The organism is Pseudomonas sp. C1C7 (assembly GCF_013359595.1).
Lineage (GTDB): Bacteria > Pseudomonadota > Gammaproteobacteria > Pseudomonadales > Pseudomonadaceae > Aquipseudomonas.
Genome location: NZ_JABFMP010000021.1, coordinates 51,162 through 70,961 on the forward strand (window position 1 = coordinate 51,162; position 19,800 = coordinate 70,961).

General features: G+C 62.1%; 15 protein-coding genes. 5 read left to right on the plus strand and 10 right to left on the minus strand.

Features of this window, described 5'->3' with window-relative positions; all coding sequences use genetic code 11:
• Positions 1 to 99: 99 nt before the first annotated feature.
• Positions 100 to 1,533, minus strand: coding sequence for a PLP-dependent aminotransferase family protein (locus tag HNO86_RS17985; RefSeq protein ID WP_175378279.1), 1,434 nt, complete (start codon positions 1,531 to 1,533; stop codon positions 100 to 102).
• Between the two features lie 368 nt (positions 1,534 to 1,901).
• Positions 1,902 to 2,099, minus strand: a complete 198-nt coding sequence (locus HNO86_RS17990) for a hypothetical protein (protein ID WP_175378280.1) — start codon at positions 2,097 to 2,099, stop codon at positions 1,902 to 1,904.
• A 300-nt stretch (positions 2,100 to 2,399) separates the two neighbouring features.
• Between HNO86_RS17990 and HNO86_RS17995 the strand changes: the two genes are divergently transcribed.
• The 3 genes from HNO86_RS17995 to HNO86_RS18005 all read left to right on the plus strand — a co-directional run bounded on the left by HNO86_RS17995 (position 2,400) and on the right by HNO86_RS18005 (position 4,586).
• Positions 2,400 to 2,840, plus strand: a complete 441-nt coding sequence (locus HNO86_RS17995; protein WP_175378281.1) for a carboxymuconolactone decarboxylase family protein — start codon at positions 2,400 to 2,402, stop codon at positions 2,838 to 2,840.
• A gap of 70 nt (positions 2,841 to 2,910) precedes the next feature.
• Positions 2,911 to 3,897: a LysR family transcriptional regulator gene (locus HNO86_RS18000; RefSeq protein WP_175378282.1), complete on the plus strand. Its 987-nt coding sequence runs from the start codon at positions 2,911 to 2,913 to the stop codon at positions 3,895 to 3,897.
• A 173-nt stretch (positions 3,898 to 4,070) separates the two neighbouring features.
• The gene (locus HNO86_RS18005) at positions 4,071 to 4,586 is read left to right on the plus strand and encodes a GNAT family N-acetyltransferase (RefSeq protein ID WP_175378283.1); all 516 of its coding nucleotides are present in this window, start codon (positions 4,071 to 4,073) and stop codon (positions 4,584 to 4,586) included.
• A gap of 113 nt (positions 4,587 to 4,699) precedes the next feature.
• On the opposite strand, the gene HNO86_RS18010 is transcribed toward HNO86_RS18005, so the two are convergent.
• Together HNO86_RS18010 and ccoN are read right to left on the minus strand one after the other, a co-directional pair.
• Entirely contained in the window at positions 4,700 to 4,921 is a 222-nt protein-coding gene (locus HNO86_RS18010; RefSeq protein WP_175378284.1) for a cbb3-type cytochrome c oxidase subunit 3, read from the minus strand.
• A complete protein-coding gene (ccoN, locus tag HNO86_RS18015) occupies positions 4,921 to 6,348 on the minus strand; it encodes a cytochrome-c oxidase, cbb3-type subunit I (protein ID WP_175378285.1) in 1,428 nt (475 codons plus the stop codon). Before ccoN ends, HNO86_RS18010 begins: the two co-directional genes overlap by 1 nt.
• Before the next feature lie 330 nt (positions 6,349 to 6,678).
• Here ccoN and HNO86_RS18020 point away from each other — a divergent pair, with 330 nt between their 5' ends.
• Positions 6,679 to 8,352: a nitrite/sulfite reductase gene (locus HNO86_RS18020; protein ID WP_175378286.1), complete on the plus strand. Its 1,674-nt coding sequence runs from the start codon at positions 6,679 to 6,681 to the stop codon at positions 8,350 to 8,352.
• Entirely contained in the window at positions 8,349 to 8,828 is a 480-nt protein-coding gene (locus tag HNO86_RS18025; RefSeq protein WP_175378287.1) for a DUF934 domain-containing protein, read from the plus strand. The genes HNO86_RS18020 and HNO86_RS18025 overlap by 4 nt, the downstream gene beginning before the upstream one ends.
• A gap of 192 nt (positions 8,829 to 9,020) precedes the next feature.
• Here the strand turns inward: HNO86_RS18025 and HNO86_RS18030 are convergent, their stop codons facing one another.
• The 6 genes from HNO86_RS18030 to HNO86_RS18055 form a co-directional block, all read right to left on the minus strand.
• Positions 9,021 to 11,381, minus strand: a complete 2,361-nt coding sequence (locus HNO86_RS18030; protein WP_175378288.1) for a tetratricopeptide repeat protein — start codon at positions 11,379 to 11,381, stop codon at positions 9,021 to 9,023.
• 135 nt (positions 11,382 to 11,516) lie between these two features.
• On the minus strand, positions 11,517 to 14,030 hold the full coding sequence (locus HNO86_RS18035; protein WP_175378289.1) for a fused MFS/spermidine synthase: 2,514 nt from the start codon (positions 14,028 to 14,030) through the stop codon (positions 11,517 to 11,519).
• 182 nt (positions 14,031 to 14,212) lie between these two features.
• Positions 14,213 to 15,787 carry an arylsulfatase gene (locus HNO86_RS18040; protein ID WP_175378290.1) on the minus strand — a complete coding sequence of 525 codons (1,575 nt, stop codon included), beginning with the start codon at positions 15,785 to 15,787 and terminating at the stop codon, positions 14,213 to 14,215.
• A 72-nt stretch (positions 15,788 to 15,859) separates the two neighbouring features.
• A complete protein-coding gene (locus tag HNO86_RS18045) occupies positions 15,860 to 16,879 on the minus strand; it encodes an HAD family phosphatase (RefSeq protein ID WP_175378291.1) in 1,020 nt (339 codons plus the stop codon).
• Positions 16,876 to 18,228, minus strand: a complete 1,353-nt coding sequence (locus HNO86_RS18050; protein ID WP_175378292.1) for a BatD family protein — start codon at positions 18,226 to 18,228, stop codon at positions 16,876 to 16,878. The genes HNO86_RS18045 and HNO86_RS18050 overlap by 4 nt, the downstream gene beginning before the upstream one ends.
• Positions 18,225 to 19,799: a VWA domain-containing protein gene (locus HNO86_RS18055; RefSeq protein ID WP_175378293.1), complete on the minus strand. Its 1,575-nt coding sequence runs from the start codon at positions 19,797 to 19,799 to the stop codon at positions 18,225 to 18,227. Before HNO86_RS18055 ends, HNO86_RS18050 begins: the two co-directional genes overlap by 4 nt.
• Position 19,800 lies beyond the last annotated feature (1 nt).

Consider the following 19,800-nt stretch of genomic DNA (forward strand, 5'->3'; position numbering starts at 1 on the left):
GACGAATCCTGCTCATTGAGAGATTTCACCCTTGCAGGATAGGCCTGCACCCCCGGACTACCAATAGCCAATCGCCGGATAAAGCGGGATACCAATCCGTCAGGCGACTTGTTGCAGGATGTCTCGCAGCCGGTCCAGCGCGATATCGATGTCCAGCGTCTCGATGGCGCCAAAGCCAAGGAAGAAACCGTCCCGTGGTGGCGTTTGGTAATAGAAACTGTCGATGGCATACAGCCCGACTTCGACCTTTTTCGCCAGTTCGATCACCAGTGGCACGTCGATTGGCACCTTGCACAGCACCACCATGTGGAAACCGGCCCGGGTCGGCACCGCTTCGAGCCAAGGCGACAGATCGCCGGCCATGCGCGCCAGGATGCGCTCGCGCCGGCCGGCATAAATGGTGTGGCAACGGCGAATGTGCTTGAGCAGGCAGCCTTCGGCGATGAACTTGGCCAGCGCCCATTGGGGCAGGGTGGAGGTATGCAGGTCAGTGAGCTGCTTGGCGCGCACCACCGCTTCGAGAATCGCCGGCGGCAGGATCGCGTAACCCAGGCGCAGTTCGGGCAGCAGAGTCTTGGAGAAGGTGCCGACGTAGGCGACGATCCCCCGTTCGTCCATGCTTTGCAGCGAGTCGGTGGGCCGGCCTTCGTAGCGGAATTCGCTGTCGTAGTCGTCCTCGATGATGATCGCGCCCAACTCGTGGGCCTTGGCCAGCAGGGCCACGCGCCGTTCCTGGCTCATGGGCATGCCGAGGGGAAACTGGTGCGAAGGCGTAACGTAGATCAACCGTGTGCCAAGGGGAATCTTGTCCACCTGGATGCCCTCGGCGTCCACCGGAACACCGATCACCGTGGCCCCATGGGTGCCGAACAGCAGGCGCGCCGGCGGATAACCGGGGTCTTCCATGGCCACGATACTACCGGGCCGGGTCAGTACGCGGGAAATCAGGTCCAGGGCCTGCTGTGCGCCGTTGCACACCACCACGTCCTCGTCCTGACAATTGACACCCCGGGAAAACGAGATGTGCCGGGCGATGGCATTGCGCAGCGCCGGCAGGCCTTCGGCCAGGCTGTAGAAGCCCTTGGACGAGGCGATCTGGCGCAAGGCGTGGGCCGTGCAGCGGCGCCAGTCATCCTGGGGGAACTGACCCTTGCCGGTGGCGCCGCCGATGAAGTCATAACGCAGCGAACCTTCCAGGGTCGGGTGGCGCAGGAACACCGGCAGGTTGCGCCAGGACTCGATCACCTCGAATCCGGCCAGCTCCGAAGGGTTCTGCTTGCGCTCGACCTTCGAAGCACGGGCATTGACGTAGGTGCCCTTGCCGATCACCCCGGTGAGGAAGTTTTCGTAGGTCAGTTGGGCGTAGGTATCGGAAATGGTCTTGCGCGAAATGCCCAGTTGCTCGGCCAGCAAACGACTGGGTGGAAGCTGCGTCCCCGCTGCCAGGCGGCCCGATTCGATGGCGCTGCGCAGTTGGTTGTACAACTGGCCCGCCAGATCCTTGCGGCCGTTGATGACAACATGAAGTTCCATACCGACAGGCTCCTGCGGTGATCTGTTCGCGGCGTGCGTTGCGAAAGATTACCCGGATTGGCCTACGGGAATGAAGTTGTGCAGGGAAAAAACGCTGAATTGGACTAGTGCGGCAGTGGTCTGCGGAAAAATCGAGGAATTGGCCGTTGGCCGAAAGGCACTTGATGATTAGGATGGCGCCCAGTTCAAGTTCATAGGTTTCGGTAAAGAGAAGTTCGAAGTTTTTTACAGTTTTGGTATCTCCACCATCAGCCTTGTAATGATTATTGCAGGGCTTTTTTTATTTCAGTTGTAACGCTGTTTTAATGCTCATCCTTGCAAGTTGTCTAGCTTGCAAGGATGAACCGGGGAGCCAGTCATTGCCAAACTCAGCTGGCTTTGACAGGAAGGCTTTGCGTACGTTCGGCGGTGCTGCTGTTGTCGTGCTTGATGCGTTCGTTCTGTGCGGCAAGCTCTTGAACTCGGGCGTTTGCGCGTTCGATCAGGCGATCGCTGCCACCTTCGGCGAAAGTCAGGCCGGAGAAAGCTGCGCACAACAGGCTGCCTGCGATAACCAGATTTTTCATGATGTTTACCTTTGAGCTAGCGTTGGGAGTGTCTGGATGACGGCGCCAGTTTAAGTAGCGTTTGGCGCGGCAAGGAATATCCAATTTTGAAGTTATCGGGGTGGCCAATAGTTGATTGTGAAGTTGAATTGCTCAACTTGAGAAGAGCCTGTGCGTGTATCTGGACCTGGTGTGGAGTTGTCCGTTAGTTGAGCGCGAAGGTGATTAAAGTGGTCACCCGTTTTTTCGCACAATTGGATCTGGCGTCATCCGCCGCTTGTGCCACTCTTCAACTATCTCACCTGATTTGATAGGCCTGCCATGAACCCTCGTCTGGACTACTACAGCGCGTCTCCCAAGGCGATGAAAGCGATGATCGCCATGGAAGCGCTGACCAGCAGCCTGAGCATCGAAGCGCAGCTGCTGCACCTGATCAAGATCCGCGCCTCGCAGCTCAACGGTTGTGCGTTCTGCACAGACATGCACTCGGTGGATGCCCGGCGCCTGGGCGAAACCGACCGGCGCCTGTATTCCATCGTGGTCTGGCGCGACAGCAACTTCTTCAACCCCCGCGAGCGCGCCGCCCTGGCCTGGACCGAAGCGGTGACGCTGCTTTCGGAAAACCATGTGCCGGACGACGTCTATGAACAGGCACGGGAGCAGTTCAGCGAAGGCGAGCTGGTGGACCTGACCATCGCCGTCACCACCATCAACAGCTGGAATCGGCTGGCGGTGAGTTTCCGGCAAAGCCCGAGCACCTGAGCGACTGTCATATCCGTTTCATGAACGATACGCACGATGGTATTCCCCAGAGATCGACAGGGAGTCATCAATGTCATTCATGGAACCTGCCGGCCAGCGCTACATCGCGCCATACCGTGCGTCCACCGATAACAGCTCCAGCGCCTGGCGCGTCCCTGCGCAGCAGATCGACCCGCTGCTGGCGCAGTGTTTCAGCGTCACCGCCCGTTGCGGCTGCTACATGCAGGCCGCGCGCCGCCTCAACATCAAGGCGACCCTGCTGCGCAAACAATTGGCCCAGCTCGAAGCGCAACTGCAATGTTCATTGTTCAGCGCATCGGACAACGGCATAGCCCTGAGCCGCGACGGGCTGCAATTGCAGGCGCAACTGATCGCGCTGGCCCACGAACGTGATCTGCCGGTGATCGAACAACCGCAGGTGCGTCTGGCTGTTTCCGAATCGATCCTGCACGACATTCTCGGTCGCGACCTGGTGGCGCTGCTGCGGCGCAACGCCAGTGTGCGTCTGGACATCATCACCCTCGACAGCGAACTGGCCCTGCAAGCGGCAAGTGCCGATGTGGTGGTGTGGCTGGCGGGTACCGACGCGCCGCTGCCCGGCCCGAGTTTCGCCACCGCCGAGCCTGAACGTCTGGCGCGAGTGGATTACCTGCCGCACATCGCCAAGCGCTATTCCCGGGCGGCCTCGCGGCCCGACAGCCTCGATGATCTTGCGGACTTCTTGCTGGTACAGTGGCAGCAGGACCGCGAGATCGAAAGCTTTCGGCCGTGGAACTCGCTGGTCGACCAGCGTCTGGCCGGGGTGGTGCAGTTGCATGCCTATGGCTTGATGCAGGAGATGATCCGTTGCAGTGCTTGCATCGGGCTGCTACCGGGCTACATGAGCCGCTTCGATCGGGGCCTGATCGGGTTGCCGGAACTGTTCAGCCAGCCGATGCAGCGGCAGGTGTGGATGGCGGTGAACGCCGAGACACAGGGCGAGGCGCAGGTACAGATGCTGGTGGAAATGATCCACGGCACCTTCCGCGAGCGGCAGGACTGGTTCCACCCACTGTAGGAGCCGAGCTTGCTCGCGATGGTCCTCAACGATAACGCGGGAAACCTGTTGCCCCGCGGCGTCTGTGAGTCCATCGCGAGCAAGCTCGGCTCCTACAGGGGGAGGAACCTCGCCATCCGGGAGATCGGCAGGTTAGAGTGACCAGCCACCCCCGCATCAAGGACGAATCACCCATGCCCGCAACCGACTCCGTCATCACCCTCGAACGCCTCAACGAATCCCACCTCGAAGGCATCACCGCGCTGTACCACGAACCCGCTTTCGCCCGGCAGACCCTGCAAATGCCGTTTCCGTCCATGGAGCTGTGGCGCAAGCGCATCGACCCCGACAACGAGCGCAAGGTGCAGCTGGTGGCGGTGCATCAGGGCACGGTCATCGGCAACATCAGCATGGAACAGTATGCCCGCGTGCGCCGCGGCCATGCCGGCAGCTTCGGTATGGGCGTAGCCGTGGCGTGGCAGGGCAAGGGCGTGGGGTCGAAGCTGCTGGCGGCGGCACTGGACATCGCCGACAACTGGCTGAACCTGCGGCGCATCGAGCTGACCGTGTATGTCGACAACGAAGCGGCCATCGGCCTGTACCGCAAATTCGGGTTCGAAACTGAAGGTGTGTTGCGCGATTACGGCTTGCGGGACGGGAAGTGGGTCGATGTGCTGAGCATGGCGCGGTTGCGTTCGATGCCTGATTGATCAGTCCCACTGTAGGAGCTGTCGAGTGAAACGAGGCTGCGATCTTTTGATGTTTAAAAGCAAAGTCAAAAGATCGCAGCCTTCGGCAGCTCCTGCATTGGGCGTTGCAGTTTTCAGATCTCCATATTGATCCAGCCCGCCCTGGGCTCCTCCGGCGCGACTGCATTGATGGTCTTGCCCGTCGCCACCTCAACCCGCCGCGCCACCTCGGGGTCATCGGCAAACGGAATCAGGCTCGCCTCATCCAGGCTTTCAGCGCTCTGGTGCCGCAGGCAGTACTCGACGGCAAACCACAAAAACGCCACGCCCAAGACATTCAACATGATCTCCATCATCAAGCTATCCGCGCCTCCCGCTCGGCCATTGACACGTCCGCCACCCGCACCGTGCGCCATACGTTCCAGGCCATCAGCAGCATGCCGGTGAGGAAGAACACGCCGCCGACAAAGCGCACCACGAACCCCGGATGGCTGGCCTGCAAGGCTTCGACGAAGGAATAGGTCAGCGTGCCGTCGTCGTTGATCGCACGCCACATCAGGCCCTGGGTGATGCCGTTGACCCACATCGAGGCGATGTACAGCACGGTGCCGATGGTGGCCAGCCAGAAGTGCAGGTTGATCAGCGGCGTGCTGTGCATCTGCTCGCGGCCGAAGACCTTGGGCACCATGTGATAGGTCGCGCCAAAGGTGATCATCGCCACCCAGCCCAGTGCGCCGGCGTGCACGTGGCCGATGGTCCAGTCGGTGTAGTGGGAGAGGGCGTTGACGGTCTTGATCGCCATCATCGGCCCTTCGAACGTCGACATGCCGTAGAAGGCCAGGGACAGCACCAGGAATCGCAGGATCGGGTCGGTGCGCAATTTATGCCAGGCGCCGGAAAGGGTCATCATGCCGTTGATCATCCCGCCCCAGCTCGGCGCCAGCAGGATCAGCGACATGGCCATGCCCAGCGACTGCGCCCAGTCCGGCAATGCGGTGTAGTGCAGGTGGTGGGGACCTGCCCAGATGTAGAGGGTGATCAGCGCCCAGAAATGCACGATCGACAGGCGATAGGAGTACACCGGCCGGTTCACCTGTTTCGGCACGAAGTAATACATCATCCCCAGGAAACCGGTGGTCAGGAAAAAGCCCACGGCGTTGTGCCCGTACCACCACTGGACCATGGCGTCAGTGGCACCGGAATACACCGGGTAGGACTTGAACCAGCTCACCGGTATCGACAGGTGATTGACCACGTGCAGCATCGCGATCACCACGATGAAGGCACCGAAGAACCAGTTGCCGACGTAGATGTGTCTGGTCTTGCGTCGCACCACGGTGGTGAAGAACACGATGGCGTAAGCCACCCAGACCACCGTCATCCACACCGCGCCCGAGAACTCGATCTCGGCGTATTCCTTGGTCGTGGTGTAGCCCAGCGGCAGGCTGACCAGCATCACCACGATCACTGACTGCCAGCCCCAGAAGGTGAAGGCGGCAAGCGTGTCGCAGAACAGCCGCACCTGACAGGTGCGCTGTACCGCGTAGTAACTGGCGGCGAATTGCGCGCTGCCGGCGAAGCCGAAAATCACCAGGCTCGTGTGCAGCGGTCGCAGGCGGCCGAAGCTGGTCCACGGCAGGTCCAGGTTCATTTGGGGCCATACCAGTTGCGAGGCGATCCACACGCCCATCGCCATCCCCACGACGCCCCAGACCACTGTGGCGATGATGAATTGGCGCACGACCTTGTAGTTATAAGCCTGTCCGAGAGTTGCTGTGCTCATGCTCGATGCTTCCACGGTTGCAAAGTCGGGCAACTGTAAAAACACCGGCCATTTCAAAACAGGCTCAGGAAAAGTTCATTTGTGCGGATCAGGCATAACCATGGTGCCAGTGCGCTCAAACCCCCTCTGATACGGTTTTTTCAGGTTGAAGTGAGCCTGTAACTCGCTGCGCCGCAAGCCCATAGTCATCGAAAAACTGTAGGAGCACGCTTGCTCGCGATGGTCGTCAACGATAACGCGGGAAACCTGACACCCAGCGGTGTCTTTGAGTCCATCGCGAGCACGCTCGCTCCTACAGGGAAGCGGAACCAACCCTGATGAGGTACCCAGATGTATCAGTACGACGACTATGACCGGGCGCTGGTGTTCGAGCGGGTTGCGCAGTTTCGCGATCAGGTCGCGCGCTACATGGCCGGCGAGCTGAGCGAAGAAGAGTTCCTGCCGTTGCGCCTGCAAAACGGCCTGTACCTGCAAAAGCACGCCTACATGCTGCGGGTGGCGATTCCCTACGGCACCCTGAGCGCACGGCAGATGCGCACGCTGGCGAGCATCGCCCGGGATTACGATCGCGGCTACGGGCATTTCACCACCCGCCAGAACATGCAGTTCAACTGGATTGAGCTGGCCCAGGTGCCAGAGATTCTCGAGCGCCTGGCCGAAGTCGAGATGCACGCGATCCAGACCTCCGGCAACTGCGTGCGCAACATCACCACCGAAGCCTTCGCCGGGGTCGCGGCGGACGAAATGATCGACCCGCGCCCGCTGGCCGAGATCCTGCGCCAGTGGTCGACCATCAACCCGGAATTCCTGTTCCTGCCGCGCAAGTTCAAGATCGCCATCTGCTCGGCCGAACAGGACCGCGCGGCGATCATGATGCATGACATCGGCCTCTACCTTTATCCGGGCGAAGGCGGGCAGATGCTGCTGCGGGTGATCGTCGGTGGTGGCCTGGGGCGTACGCCGATCCTCGGTTTGCAGATCCGCGACGGCTTGCCGTGGCAGCACCTGTTGTCCTACGTCGAAGCGGTGCTGCGGGTGTACAACCGCCACGGCCGGCGCGACAACAAGTACAAGGCGCGGATCAAGATCCTGGTCAAGGCCTTGGGCATCGAAGCTTTCGCCCGGGAAGTGGAGGAGGAGTGGCAATACCTCAAGGACGGCCCGGCGCAGTTGACCCTTGATGAGTTCGAGCGGGTCGCCAGTGCTTTCGTCGCCCCGGGGTATCGTGATCTGGCGAGTATCGATCTGGAATTCGGCGCCCATATGGCGCAGAACCCGGCCTTCGCCCGCTGGGTGTTGCGCAACGTGCAGGCGCACAAGGTGCCGGGGTACGTCAGCGTGGTGTTGTCGACCAAGCCCGGCATCAGCTCGCCGCCGGGGGATGTCACCACCGCGCAGATGGAGGCGATCGCCGACTGGTCCGAGCGCTTCGGTTTCGGCGAAATCCGTATCGCCCATGAACAGAACGTGGTGCTGCCGGACGTGCCCAAGGCGGATCTGTTCGCGCTTTGGAGTCTGGCTTGCGAGCACAATCTGGGCAGCGCCAACATCGGCCTGCTCACCGACATGATCGCCTGCCCCGGTGGCGATTTTTGCGCGCTGGCCAACGCCAAGTCGATCCCCATCGCCCAGGGCATCGCCGCGCGTTTCGAAGACCTGGATTATTTGCACGACCTGGGCGACATCAGCCTCAACATTTCCGGCTGCATGAACGCCTGCGGCCATCACCACATCGGCAACATCGGCATTTTGGGCGTCGATAAGAACGGCAGCGAGTGGTACCAGATCACCCTCGGCGGTGCCCAGGGCAAGAACAGCGCACTGGGCAAGGTCATCGGCCCGTCGTTCAGCGCCAACGAAGTGCCCGGCGTCATCGAGCGCATCGTCGAGACGTTCGTGCGTTATCGGGAAAGCGAAGAGTTGTTCGTCGATACCGTGCAGCGCATTGGCCTTGAACCGTTCAAGGAGTCGGTTTATCCGAAAGCGTTGGAGGTGTCGGCATGAACAATCTGTTGCGGCTGGAGGAGGGTGTGGCGCGGATTGATGTTCAGGATCCGTGGACGCTGGTCAGGGACCTGGAGGCGCCGCTGTCTGGCGCGGCATTGATTCTGCCGCTGGCCAAGTGGCTGGAAAGCCCGCAGCAACAGGCGGTGTGGCTGGGGCCGGACGATGAGGTGGAAAGTCTCAAGCCGTGGCTTGAGCAGCTGACATTGATCGCCCTGGATTTCCCAAGCTTGCGCGACGGCCGTGCCTACAGCCAGGCCTATCTGCTGCGTACCCGACTGGGGTGGACCGGCGAACTGCGTGCCATCGGGGATGTGTTGCGCGATCAGCTCAGCCACATGCGCCAATGCGGTTTCGACAGTTTTGCCGTACGCGAAGACAAATCCGCCGAGGATGCGTTGAAAGGGCTGGCGGGGATGAGCGTGCTATACGGGCGCTCGGTAATCGAGCCGCGACCGTTGTTCCGCAGACGGTAAAAGATCGCAACCTGCGGCGGCCCGTGCACGATACCAATGCAGGAGCTGCCGAAGGCTGCGATCTTTTGATCTTTCTTAATTGATCCGAACCAGCGCCGCACGATCCGCCGGCGACAGCTGATCGATTTGGGGGCAAGCCCCCTCGCCACAGGTTTATGTCATTCAGGATGATGTGGTGAGTACATCACTCTGTCACTTTAGAGCCGGATCCCCCATGTTCATTTTCTTCCAGCCCTGCAACAGCACCTGGGCCTTGGGCTCCTGGCCGTTGTTGAGGTAGTACTGGATCAGCGCCAGGCGGGCGTTGCGGTTGGTGGGGTCGAGTTTCAACAGGCGTTCGAGCTCTGCACAGGCTTCGTCGACCTTGCCGCTGTCATGCAGCGCCACCGCCAGCACGTAACCGTATTGCGCGGTCTGGGGTTCCAGTTGCGCGGCCTTGTGCAGGAAGGGCATGGCCTGGGCGGTCTGGCCGGCGCGGACCAGTGCCAGGCCCTGGGTGTGTTGCAGCAGGGCGGCGTCGGGGTGATCTTTCAGGTTTTGCGCCAGCAGCGTTTGCGCCTCCTGATTGCGACCATTGCCCTCCAGCCACTGCACCAGCGTCACCAGCGCCGGGTAGAAGTCCGGATCGCGTAGCAGCGCCGAGCGCAGCAGGCCTTCCACCTCGCCATTGCGGCCACTGGCCTGATACAGCAACGCCAGGTTGAGATTGGCTTCGGCGCGTTCGAGCAGACTTTTCTGCACCGCCTCGTACTCGGCGATGGCGCTGTTCCAGTTGCCTTGCGCAGCGCCCAGGCCATTGCGCGCCACGCCGAGCAAATCCCGCGCTGCGGCAATGCGCACGGCTTTCACCGGATCGCTCAGCAACGGCGACAGCAACTGCGCCCGCTCCGGCGGCGGCAGGAAGGCGCTGACCGCATGCACGGCGCTTTCGCGCACCTGCGGCGCCGGGTGGCTCAGGTCTTTGCTGGCCAGTTTCAGTGCCTGTTCGCTGGGGTAGGCCGGCAGCTCGGCCAACAGCGTTGCCCGCTGAATGGCCGGCAGATTGCTGCGCTGCAATTGTTCGAACAGCGCCTGCGCCGCGCCTGCCTGACCATTGCGAATCAGCCACAGGCTCTCGTCGTAACGCGGGGCCTGCGGCACATTCGCAGCGCTGCTCCACAATTTGAACTGCTCGGTGACCTTGTCCCCGGCCTTGCCCTGGTGACAGGTCAGGCAGGCATCCGGCGTGCCGAGTTTCCGGGCGCGTTCAGGGTTGGGGATGCTGAAACTGTGGTCATGCCGGAAGTCGTTGCCCATGTAGAACTTGCCCGGCATGTGGCAATCCACACACTGCGAACCCGGCTGGCCCATGGTGTGACGGGTGTGTTCGACGGAGTCGTAGTTCTTCGCCTGCAGGCCCTTGCCATCGACCCCTTCGACCGCCGTCTTGCCCGCCGTGTTGTGGCATTGCAGGCAGACACCGTTGCCTGGTGCCTTGAGCTGTTCGCTGTGGGGGTTGTGGCAATTGCTGCAGCGCACGCCCTTGTCGAACATTTTGCTCTGCGCGAAGGAGCCGTGCTCGAACACCTCGTCCTTGATCTTGCCGTCCAGCGCGTACAACTCGCGGGTCAGGACGCTGGGCAGGTAGTCGTCCATCAGGCGCTTGCCGACGGTGTAGCCATCGCCCAATGGCGCGCGACGGGCGTGGCAACGGGCGCAGGTTTCGATCTCGACCGTGGCGTTCTTGTCCTTGAGGTCGACGTCGAAACCGGAGTGGATCAGGTCGGTCTTTTTCGCCGTCCATTGCAGATGGTTGGACGCCGGCCCGTGGCAGGCCTGGCAGCCGACGCCGAGGCTGTTCCACTTGCTATCGAAAGTGTTTTTCGCCGCGTCGAAATTGCGCTTGTAGCCGGTGGTGTGGCACTCGACACACATGAAGTTGGCGTTCTGGCTGGGTTTGCTCCAGTGCAGCGGGTCCTTGAAGGTCACGCCCTGGCCGGGATAGAGATGGAACCAGCGATTCTTTTCGGTATCCCAGGCCACGCCCAGCGCCTGCAGACGACCATCGCCGACCTCGATCAGGTATTGCTGCAACGGCGCGATGCCGAAGGTGTAGGCGACCTTGAAGTCGGCATTCTTGCCGTCGATGCCCGGCGTATTGACCCAGAAACCGTCGTCCTTGCGCGAGAAACGGGTGGTTTCGTTTTCCGCCTTGAAGGTGACGTTGTTGAAATCGCCGAGCATGGTCTCGGCGCTGGCCGCCTGCATCGCCAACTGGTGGTGCGAGCCTTGCCAGTCCTTGACCTGGGCGCTGTGGCAGCCCTGGCATTGCTGTTCATCGACCAGGGTGGCCGGCGCCATGGCGACAGGCTGCGGTTTGGCCGGTTGTTGCTCGGCGGGCTTGCTGACCGGCGCATAGGTGACCGGAACCGGCTTGCTGCCGAACAGAAACCAGCCGATGCCCACCACCGCCAGCAGCAGGATGCCGATGGTGACGGGGAACAGGTAGCGGTTGATCGGGGTCGGTGGCGAATCGGGCTTTGCGGTTTGTGTTTTGTTTTTATCTGTCGGCATTACGACTTCCGTAGTCCAGGTTCGCGTTCAGGCTGGTTCAGCTTTGCCGGATGGTCAGTGTCTGTCAAATGTATGGAAGTAACTGCGCTCCCACATTTTGATCGTCGTACATGAAACTGTATTCACCGGTCTTCCTCATTCGCCAACAAACCATCGGTAATATGGATTCCCCCCATCCCCGCGCATCACCTCGCGAATATCCCGCCCCCACGCATCGCGGTCGCCGTCGTAGGCACGCAGGCTCGCCCTGTAGAACTGCATCAGCCGCTGCCGATGAGTGTCCATACGCTCGATGAAAGCCGCATCGGCATTGAGCAGCGGCGGCGCGGTATGCAGGTCCAGCAAGGCCGGCAGCACCCGGGTGATTTCCTTGGCTCGCACCCACGGCGCGTATTCGATGCGCGGTTGATCGTCGGTCACCGCCGACGCATCGGCAGCGAAGCGTTCCAGACCTTCGCGATCGGTCACCCAGGTGGCGAGCAAGGCCGGCGCCGAGCCGATGCCGACATCTTGCAAGGTGCCGCGCACGCTGTCCTGCTGGAACCGTGCGCCGATCTTTGCGGCATCCAGTTCGATCGGCTCCAGCGACCCCACCAGCAGCATCTCGTGGAACTCGCTGGTCCAGACATTGGCGTAGGGGAACACGTCGAGGAAGCTGCGCACCAGCGAGCGCGAGTCGTCGATGTTCTGCGTCGGCAGCGGCAGCCATTGCGCCACCAGGCCCTGTTTCTGCAAGCGGCTGGCGGCCAGCTGGTAGAAGTCCCGGGAATACAGATTGACCACCCCGGCGGCGGAAGGCGGAGGCGGTTCGAGGGTGATCAGGTCGTAGCGCTGGGGATTGCGCAGCAGTTCCTGGCGACCGTCCCGCAGGCGCACGTCGACGCTCGGGTCGGCGGCGGCATTGAAGTTGCCCTTGAACAGCGGAGCGGCCTTGACCACTGACGGCAGCAGTTCGGCGACCACGCGGTGCTCCAATCCCGGATAGCGGGTCAGGGCGCCGGCGGTGATGCCGGTGCCGAAGCCGATCACCAGCGCCGAGCGCGGTTCGCCGTTATGGATCAACAGTGGCAGCAACGCCTGAATCCGCATGTAGCGCAGGGACGGCATGGCGTCGCCGGTGTTGGAGACGCCCTGGATATACAGACGCTGGAAGGTCTTCTGGCCCTTGCCCTGGCTGACCACGGCGACCGTGCCGCCGCGTCCTTCCTCATAAAAGGTGATGCTCCCGTTGCGGGCACCCGGCAACAGACCGGCGAGTTTGCCCACCGGGGTAAACACCGCGAGTGCCACGGCAACCAGGCCGATGGCGACCACCGCCTGGCGTCGACCTTTCTTCACACCATGGCCTTTGCGCACCGCACAGTAGCCAATCGCGGCGGCAATGATGGCCAGCAAACCCAGGGTACGCACCAGCCCCAGCAGCGGAATCAGCACAAAGCCGCACAGCATCACGCCGATGATCCCGCCCAGGGTATTGAACGCCACCACTTCACCGACATTGCGCCCGACGTGCTCGCGGCCGACGCTCAAACGCAGGGCCACGGGAAACGCCGCACCCAGCAGCAGGGTCGGTACGAACACGATGCTCAACGCCGCCACCGCAAAGCGCGCACTCATGCCCAGCAACTCGCTGGCATCGAACGACAGGACCCAGGCTTCGACAACGCTTTGCGCCAGCACCAGCCAGCGTCCCAGCAGGGCGATTTCCAGCAGCGCGATCAGCCCGGCACCGGCAATCAGCAAACCGAACACGCCCCAGGGATCGCGCAGGCGATCGACCCGGCGGGCGAGCAGGGCGCTGCCGAGGAACAGACCGGTGAGATAGGTCGCCAGCACCACGGCGAAGGCATAAGTGCGGGTGCTCATGAACTGTACGATCGATTGCGACCAGACCACCTCGTACCCCAGGGCCACGCCGCCGGCAATCGCATACAGCCACAGCGCCAGACGATCCGGCGCCTTGTCCGTGTGATGTTTGACCGGCACCTCGCTCACCAACGGACGCTGGCGCTGAAACCAGAGCGCCCCGGCGGCGGCCAGCAGGTTGAGCATCGCCGCGAACAACGCACTGCCACGCACGCCCAGCACGGCAATCAGCACGAAGCCTGCGAGCAGGGTGCCGGCGATGGCCCCGGCGGTGTTCGCCGCATACAACTGGCCGCCGGCCTTGCCCAGTTGCTGCGGATCGCTGGCCAACGAGCGCACCAGCACCGGCAGGGTGCCGCCCATTAGCACGGCGGGAAGCCCCACCAGCGCAAACGGCAGGACCCAGGCCAGCAGGCCCACATGTTCCTCCAGCCAGGCAAACGGGCTGGCCGCCAGGCTCATGGCGAAAGTCGCGCCCACCCCGAGCACCGCCACCAGCACTTCCAGCCCGGCATACAGCAGCGCCGGCTGCTGCAAGCGGTCGGCCCAGCGCCCGAACCACAGACCACCCAGCGCCAGGCCCGCAAAGAACGCGCTGATCCCGGTGGTGATGGCGTACACCTCGACACCCACCACCAGCGACAGCTGCTTGATCCACAGCACCTGATACACCAGTGCGGCGGCACCGGAGACGAACAGCAGCAGGGTGGGGATCAGCAGCGCCGGGGAGGCGACGTGATGGACGGGGATGGCCGACGACTTGCTGGCGACGCGTGAGGACATAGGTTGATTGCCTTGCACAGTATTCAAATCCAGCACCGCCCTCTGTAGGAGCTGCCGCAGGCTGCGATCTTTTGGCTTTTGAAGATCAAAAGATCGCAGCCTGCGGCAGCTCCTGCAAGGGGCAGTGCATACCCCCGGAATAGGGCCGCCCACCGATGAAGGCGAGCGGCGGTCAAGCGGTGTTACTTCGCAGCTTTCATTTTTTCTTCGATTTTCTTGTCAACTTCTGCACGGATCTGGTCGATGCTGAAGCTCGCCGGGCGTTGGCTTGGCGGGTAATCGACGAAGGTCTGCAGGAAGGCCGCCGATCTTCTGACACCATCGAAGATCAGGTAGTCGTTTTTCGTCAGCCAGTCATAGTACTGGTCGGACACGACGTCGGCGCGTTCGTAAGGGTCCATGCGCAGGTTGAACAATTTAGGCACGCGCAGGCAGGTGAAGGGTTCGCTCCAGACCTTCAGGCCGCCGGGTGCACGCTGCTCACAGAAAACGATCTTCCAATCGTTGTAGCGCATGCCCACCAGGTCGCCGTCATCGCTGAAGTAGTAGAACTCGGTCCGCGCGCTCTTGTCGGTCTTGCCAGTCAGGTAATCGAGCTGGTTGAAACCGTCCAGATGCACCTTGAAGTTCTTGCCGCCGACGTCGGTGCCCTTGAGCAGGCGATCCTTGATGTCGGTATCACCGACGGCCGCCAGCAAGGTCGGGAACCAGTCCATCCCGGAGAACATCTGGGTGGACACTTCGCCCGCCTTGATCTTGCCCGGCCAGCGGATCATCGCCGGTACCCGGAAGGCACCTTCCCAGTTGGAGTTCTTCTCGTTGCGGAACGGCGTGGTCGCCGCATCCGGCCAGGACCACTGGTTCGGGCCGTTGTCGGTGGTGTAGACGACGATGGTGTTGTCGGCGACCTTCAGGTCGTCCAGGGTCTTGAGCAACTTGCCGACGTCGCCGTCGTGCTCGAGCATGCCGTCGGCATATTCGTTGCCCTTCATCCCGCTCTGGCCCTGCATGGATTCACGCACGTGGGTGAAGGCGTGCATGCGGGTGGTGTTCATCCAGACGAAGAACGGTTTGTCCGCCTTGACCTGTTTGTCGATGAACGCCTGGGCGGCGGCGGTGGTTTCGTCGTCGATGGTCTCCATGCGTTTCTTGTTCAGGGGACCTGTGTCTTCGACCTTGCCATCGGCAAAGCTGTGGATCACACCACGGGGAGAGGCCGCCTTGACAAAGTCGGCATCATCCTTGGGCCAGTAAGGCCGCTCAGGTTCTTCCTCGGCATTGAGGTGGTACAGGTTGCCGAAGAATTCGTCGAAACCATGGTTGGTGGGCAGGTATTCATCCTTGTCCCCCAGGTGGTTCTTGCCGAACTGGCCGGTTGCATAGCCTTTGGACTTGAGGGCCTGGGCGATGGTCACGTCCCTGGCCTGCAACCCGACCGGAATACCCGGCATGCCCACCTTGGAAAGGCCCGTGCGCAGTGCCGATTGCCCGGTGATGAAGGTGGAACGCCCGGCCGTGCAGCTGTTCTCCGCGTAATAGTCGGTGAACATCATGCCTTCCTTGGCAATGCGGTCGATGTTGGGGGTCTTGTAGCCGACCACGCCCATGGAATAGGCACTGATGTTGGTCTGGCCGATGTCATCGCCGAAGATCACGAGGATGTTGGGCTTGTCGGCGGCCCCGGCGGTAGCCGAGAACGCCATCACCGAAGCCGCCAGCAGAGCCGCCTTCGGTAACCACTTGCGTATGCCAGTCATATGACTTGCTCCTTCTACTCATTTGCGTCGCTCGATGCGACAACCGTTCGTTGCGGTCCTGCCTACGCTTACTTACTGCACTTGCCCGGTCGTGGCATCGAACGGATAGATACGGCGCCATTCGGCAGCCATGTCCACCACGGTCCAGCCACGTTTGTTCGCTTCATCCAGAGCCTTGTCCAGGCGGCCCACCTGGGACTGTCGGTCATAGGCCCATTCACGTTTGGCGTCGGTGTGATGCACCAGCCCCATGAAGCGCTTGCCGGTGCCGGCCGCGGTCCACTGGAGCATCTGCAAGTCGCCGTCGGAGTTACCGAAGGCGAGAATCGGACGGCGCCCGATCACCGCTTCGATGCTGACCGGCTTGCCCGGACCGTCATCATTGTGAGCCAGTTGCGGCGTGCGCAAAATCGAGGCCTTGCCGTCCTTGTAGTCGAAGGTGGTGACAAACGTGGTGCCGATCACCTGCTCGGGCGGAACGCCGTAGACCTTCTCGGCGAAGGCGCGCATGAAGCCGGTCTCGCCGCCGGAAACGATGTAGGTCTTGAAGTCCTGGCTGCGCAGGTAGTCGAGTATTTCCAGCATCGGCTGGAAGATCATTTCGGTGTAGGGCTTGCCGGTTTTCGGATGGCGCGCCTGGCTCAGCCAGGTCTTGGCGTAGTCGTCGAAGGCTTCGGTGGTCATGCCGCTGTGAGTGGCGGCGAAAATTTTCATCAGGCCTTCCATGCCGGTCGCGGCCAGCGCCTGATGGTCGTCCTCCAGCACCGCCTTGAACGGTTGAGTGGTTTTCCATTCCGGATGTTGCGCCGCCGTGCGCTTGACCTCTTCGAGGGCGAACAGGAACTCGAAGTACAGCGGCTGCTCGCTCCACAGCGTGCCGTCGTTGTCGAATACGGCGATGCGCTCCTCGGGCCTGACGAAGTCCTTGCTGCCCTGATCGGTCACCGCCTGGACGAATTCGATGATGCTTTTTTTCGACGGGCCATCGTTCCAGGACGGCAGCGGCTCGGCGGCCTGAACCAGCAACGGCAGGCTCAGGGCCAGGGTCAGCAGGAATCCGTGAAACTGGCGCACTGATAACGGCTTGATCATGGAACGTCCCTCTCATGAACCGGATTGAGTGGTCGCAATGCAGCAGCGACTGATTCTTTGTCGTGTTCGGCCTGACTATGCAGCGTAGTCAAAGATTGCTTGAGCACATGCAATGCCTGATCTCTGGTCGGCTCACGGCTGTAACAGGCGCGTAACAGCGCTTGCAGGCGCGGGCCCAGGCCGGTGAGCTTCAGGCCCTTGCCGTTGCGGCGCGTCCATAGATACAAGGCGCTCAATTGCGGCGGCTGCCCTTCGAGCTGCGGCGGGATTTGCTCCCAGGCGTGGTCGGCGGATTCGAGCCAGGCCGCATGACGGGCACGGCGCCGGGCCTGCCAGCCCATGTAGGCGCGATGGATGAAGGGCTTCGCGAACCAGGCCAGCAGCGCCACGCCAATCAATAGCGCGAGCAGACTGAGTACAGATCTCGACAGATGGAGAGATTGTTGCCGGCCGAGTTTTTTCAGGTCCTCTGCGATGGCGAACACGGGTTTGTAGGCGCTGTTGGCCGCCGCGTCGAACTCGACCGCAGGCACCTGAGCGGTCCGGGATTGCTGGCTGCCGGCGTCCCACCATTTGAGCTCGATGGCGGGCAGGGTGTAGTGGCCTTCGCGGTCGATCCGGTAGGTCACGCTGTCGATGCGCTGGCCGCCGGTGAAGTGGCCGCGACCGTCGTCGAGGGTGGTGACTTGCGGGTTTTTCGGGTAGCGACTCAGGCCGGTGATGTCGGTGGATGCCGGCGTTGGGAGTGACATGGCCAGGGCGCCATCGGCCTGAATCGTCAGTTCACGGGTGATGCTATCGCCGGCTTTCAGCGGCGTTGGCGGCTTGATGAGGTTTTGGGTGAAACGAAGCGCTTGGGCCACCAGCACCGGCTCACCGGGTTTGAAGCCTGGTGGTTGTGTTGCCGTGAAGTGCAACGGCTGGCTTTGTGCGCTGAGTTCGGTGGTGGCTTGTCCCGGTTTGGCCTGGACGGTCAGCGCCGGGATGTCGAAGTTCTGGGCCAGATTCGGGGTGATCAGGTAGCGGTAGCGCATGCCGCTGAAGGATTTGCCGTCGGTGGTCTGGTTCAGGTGCTCGGCGTGGCCGTCGGGTGGCATCACCAGGGCGCCCGGCAGTTTCAGGTCGGGCAGGGTGGGGGCGTCGGTGAACCAGGTGTCGGTGAGGATGTCCAGTTGCAGCTCGACCAGGCTGCCGACCAAGGGGGAAGCGGGTTGTACTCGGGCCTGGACCCGGAGTTCGGGTTCGGCGGCGAGGGTGGTTGTGGTGATCAGGGCTATGAGTAGGGCGCCGAGTGTTGTGGTATATGTTCGGGCGCTTTCGCGAGCAACTCGGTCTTTTAGGAAGCTCATGGCCTGCCCCCCACCTGATCCTGCAAGCTGAACTTCTGCTTCAAAAACTTCGCCGGCGAGGTACTCAGGTTCTGCAACCACTGCTCATCCGACGCCGCCTGTTCGGTTTTCAGCGCCTTGCTCTGCCCCTTGCCTGGCGCCTTGTCCATCTTGATTTCATCAGGCTTGGTTTCCGGCGCATTTTCCTCCGCGCTTTCAGTATCCTTCTGCAAGGCGATGGCCAGAGCCAGATTGGCCGTGGCTTCGGGGAACTGCGGCTGCAGCTTCAGCGCCTGGGTATAGGCCGCAATGGCCTCGTCGAACTTGAAGCGGCGCACGTAGATGTTGCCCAGATAGAAATACGCCTGGGGCGTTTGCAGGCGGGCGAAGCTGGCCAGGGCCAGGTCGTAATCGGCGGCGTTGTAGGCGGCGATGCCTTTCCAGTACGGGTCGACAAAATGCGCGGCGGCCTGGGGGAAGTGCTCGTGCTCGAAGGCCCAGCGGCCTTGCTGGTCCGGGGTGAAGAAGGCGTCGGTCAGCGCGTTGGCCTGGGCCGGAGATGGCGCAACGCTTAAGCCCACCGCCAACAACAAGGCCGGCATCCAGTTCAGGCTCCAGCCCTTGCGCACGCTGAAGAAGGCGATCAACAGCAACGGCCAGCACAGCCAGTAGCCGGCGTCCTTCCAGTGCAATTCGCGCAGCTGATCGTCGGTGGCCTGGAAATGCTGCTGGGCGTGCAGGTCTATCCAGTCCAGATCGTCGTTGTTCAGGGTCAGGCTGCCCAGTGGCGCATCCAGTTCGGAAGCCAGTTGCTTGAGGGCGGCCTGATCGAAACTGCCCAGGGTCGGTCGACCGTTGCTGTCGGTGCGCGGCTGGCCGCTGGCGTCGCGGATGATGCCGCCGTCCTCGTTGCCGACGGCGAGGATCAGCACTTGCAAGTCAGTGCCGTCGAGTTGTTTCGCCAGGCCATTCGAGGCGTCGGCACCGTCGGTGATCAGCAGCAGTGTGCCAGGGGTTTTCTCCGCCGCCAGCAGACGTTTGGCCTGCTCGATGACCGCACCGACATCCTTGCCCGGCTTGTCGATCAGTTGGGTACTCAGCGCCTGGATGAAGGTGTCGAGCAAGGCCGGATCGTCGGTGGCCGGCAGTACGAGGTGCGCGCTGCCGGCATAGGCGATCAGCGCATTGCGCGCGCCGGTGCGGCGCGCGATCAGGTCATGGACCTTGTGTTTGGCCGCTTCCAGGCGCGTCGGTTGCACATCGCTGGCGTCCATCGAAGGCGACAGGTCCATGGCGATGATCAGCGGTGCACGGTTTTCCAGAAAATCCGGCCGGTCCTGTTCCCAGGTCGGCCCGGCGGCGGCCAGGGCGCCGAGCATCAGCAGCGCGCAGACCAGATGCACCGGGCGCAGCCATTGGTGGTCCTGAGGGGTGATCAGCAGATGGGGCAGCAGGTGTTCGGCGATGTTGCCGCGCAGGCTCCGCTGCAGGTCGCGGCTGCGGCGCCACATCAGCGGCAACAGGGCGGCGAAGGGCACCAGCAACAGCCACAGCGGGCGCAGGAAATGGAAGGCGCCGAGATTGATCTCCATC

What these genes read in the sequence shown, in the direction of transcription:
- HNO86_RS17995 (WP_175378281.1), top strand. Translation starts at nt 2,400, where the DNA reads ATGAACCCTCGTCTGGACTACTACAGCGCGTCTCCCAAGGCGATGAAA.
- HNO86_RS17990 (WP_175378280.1), bottom strand. Translation starts at nt 2,099, where the DNA reads ATGAAAAATCTGGTTATCGCAGGCAGCCTGTTGTGCGCAGCTTTCTCC.
- HNO86_RS18010 (WP_175378284.1), bottom strand. Translation starts at nt 4,921, where the DNA reads ATGATGGAGATCATGTTGAATGTCTTGGGCGTGGCGTTTTTGTGGTTT.
- HNO86_RS17985 (WP_175378279.1), bottom strand. Translation starts at nt 1,533, where the DNA reads ATGGAACTTCATGTTGTCATCAACGGCCGCAAGGATCTGGCGGGCCAG.
- HNO86_RS18020 (WP_175378286.1), top strand. Translation starts at nt 6,679, where the DNA reads ATGTATCAGTACGACGACTATGACCGGGCGCTGGTGTTCGAGCGGGTT.
- HNO86_RS18035 (WP_175378289.1), bottom strand. Translation starts at nt 14,030, where the DNA reads ATGTCCTCACGCGTCGCCAGCAAGTCGTCGGCCATCCCCGTCCATCAC.
- HNO86_RS18030 (WP_175378288.1), bottom strand. Translation starts at nt 11,381, where the DNA reads ATGCCGACAGATAAAAACAAAACACAAACCGCAAAGCCCGATTCGCCA.
- HNO86_RS18055 (WP_175378293.1), bottom strand. Translation starts at nt 19,799, where the DNA reads ATGGAGATCAATCTCGGCGCCTTCCATTTCCTGCGCCCGCTGTGGCTG.
- HNO86_RS18005 (WP_175378283.1), top strand. Translation starts at nt 4,071, where the DNA reads ATGCCCGCAACCGACTCCGTCATCACCCTCGAACGCCTCAACGAATCC.
- HNO86_RS18050 (WP_175378292.1), bottom strand. Translation starts at nt 18,228, where the DNA reads ATGAGCTTCCTAAAAGACCGAGTTGCTCGCGAAAGCGCCCGAACATAT.
- HNO86_RS18025 (WP_175378287.1), top strand. Translation starts at nt 8,349, where the DNA reads ATGAACAATCTGTTGCGGCTGGAGGAGGGTGTGGCGCGGATTGATGTT.
- HNO86_RS18000 (WP_175378282.1), top strand. Translation starts at nt 2,911, where the DNA reads ATGTCATTCATGGAACCTGCCGGCCAGCGCTACATCGCGCCATACCGT.
- HNO86_RS18040 (WP_175378290.1), bottom strand. Translation starts at nt 15,787, where the DNA reads ATGACTGGCATACGCAAGTGGTTACCGAAGGCGGCTCTGCTGGCGGCT.
- ccoN (WP_175378285.1), bottom strand. Translation starts at nt 6,348, where the DNA reads ATGAGCACAGCAACTCTCGGACAGGCTTATAACTACAAGGTCGTGCGC.
- HNO86_RS18045 (WP_175378291.1), bottom strand. Translation starts at nt 16,879, where the DNA reads ATGATCAAGCCGTTATCAGTGCGCCAGTTTCACGGATTCCTGCTGACC.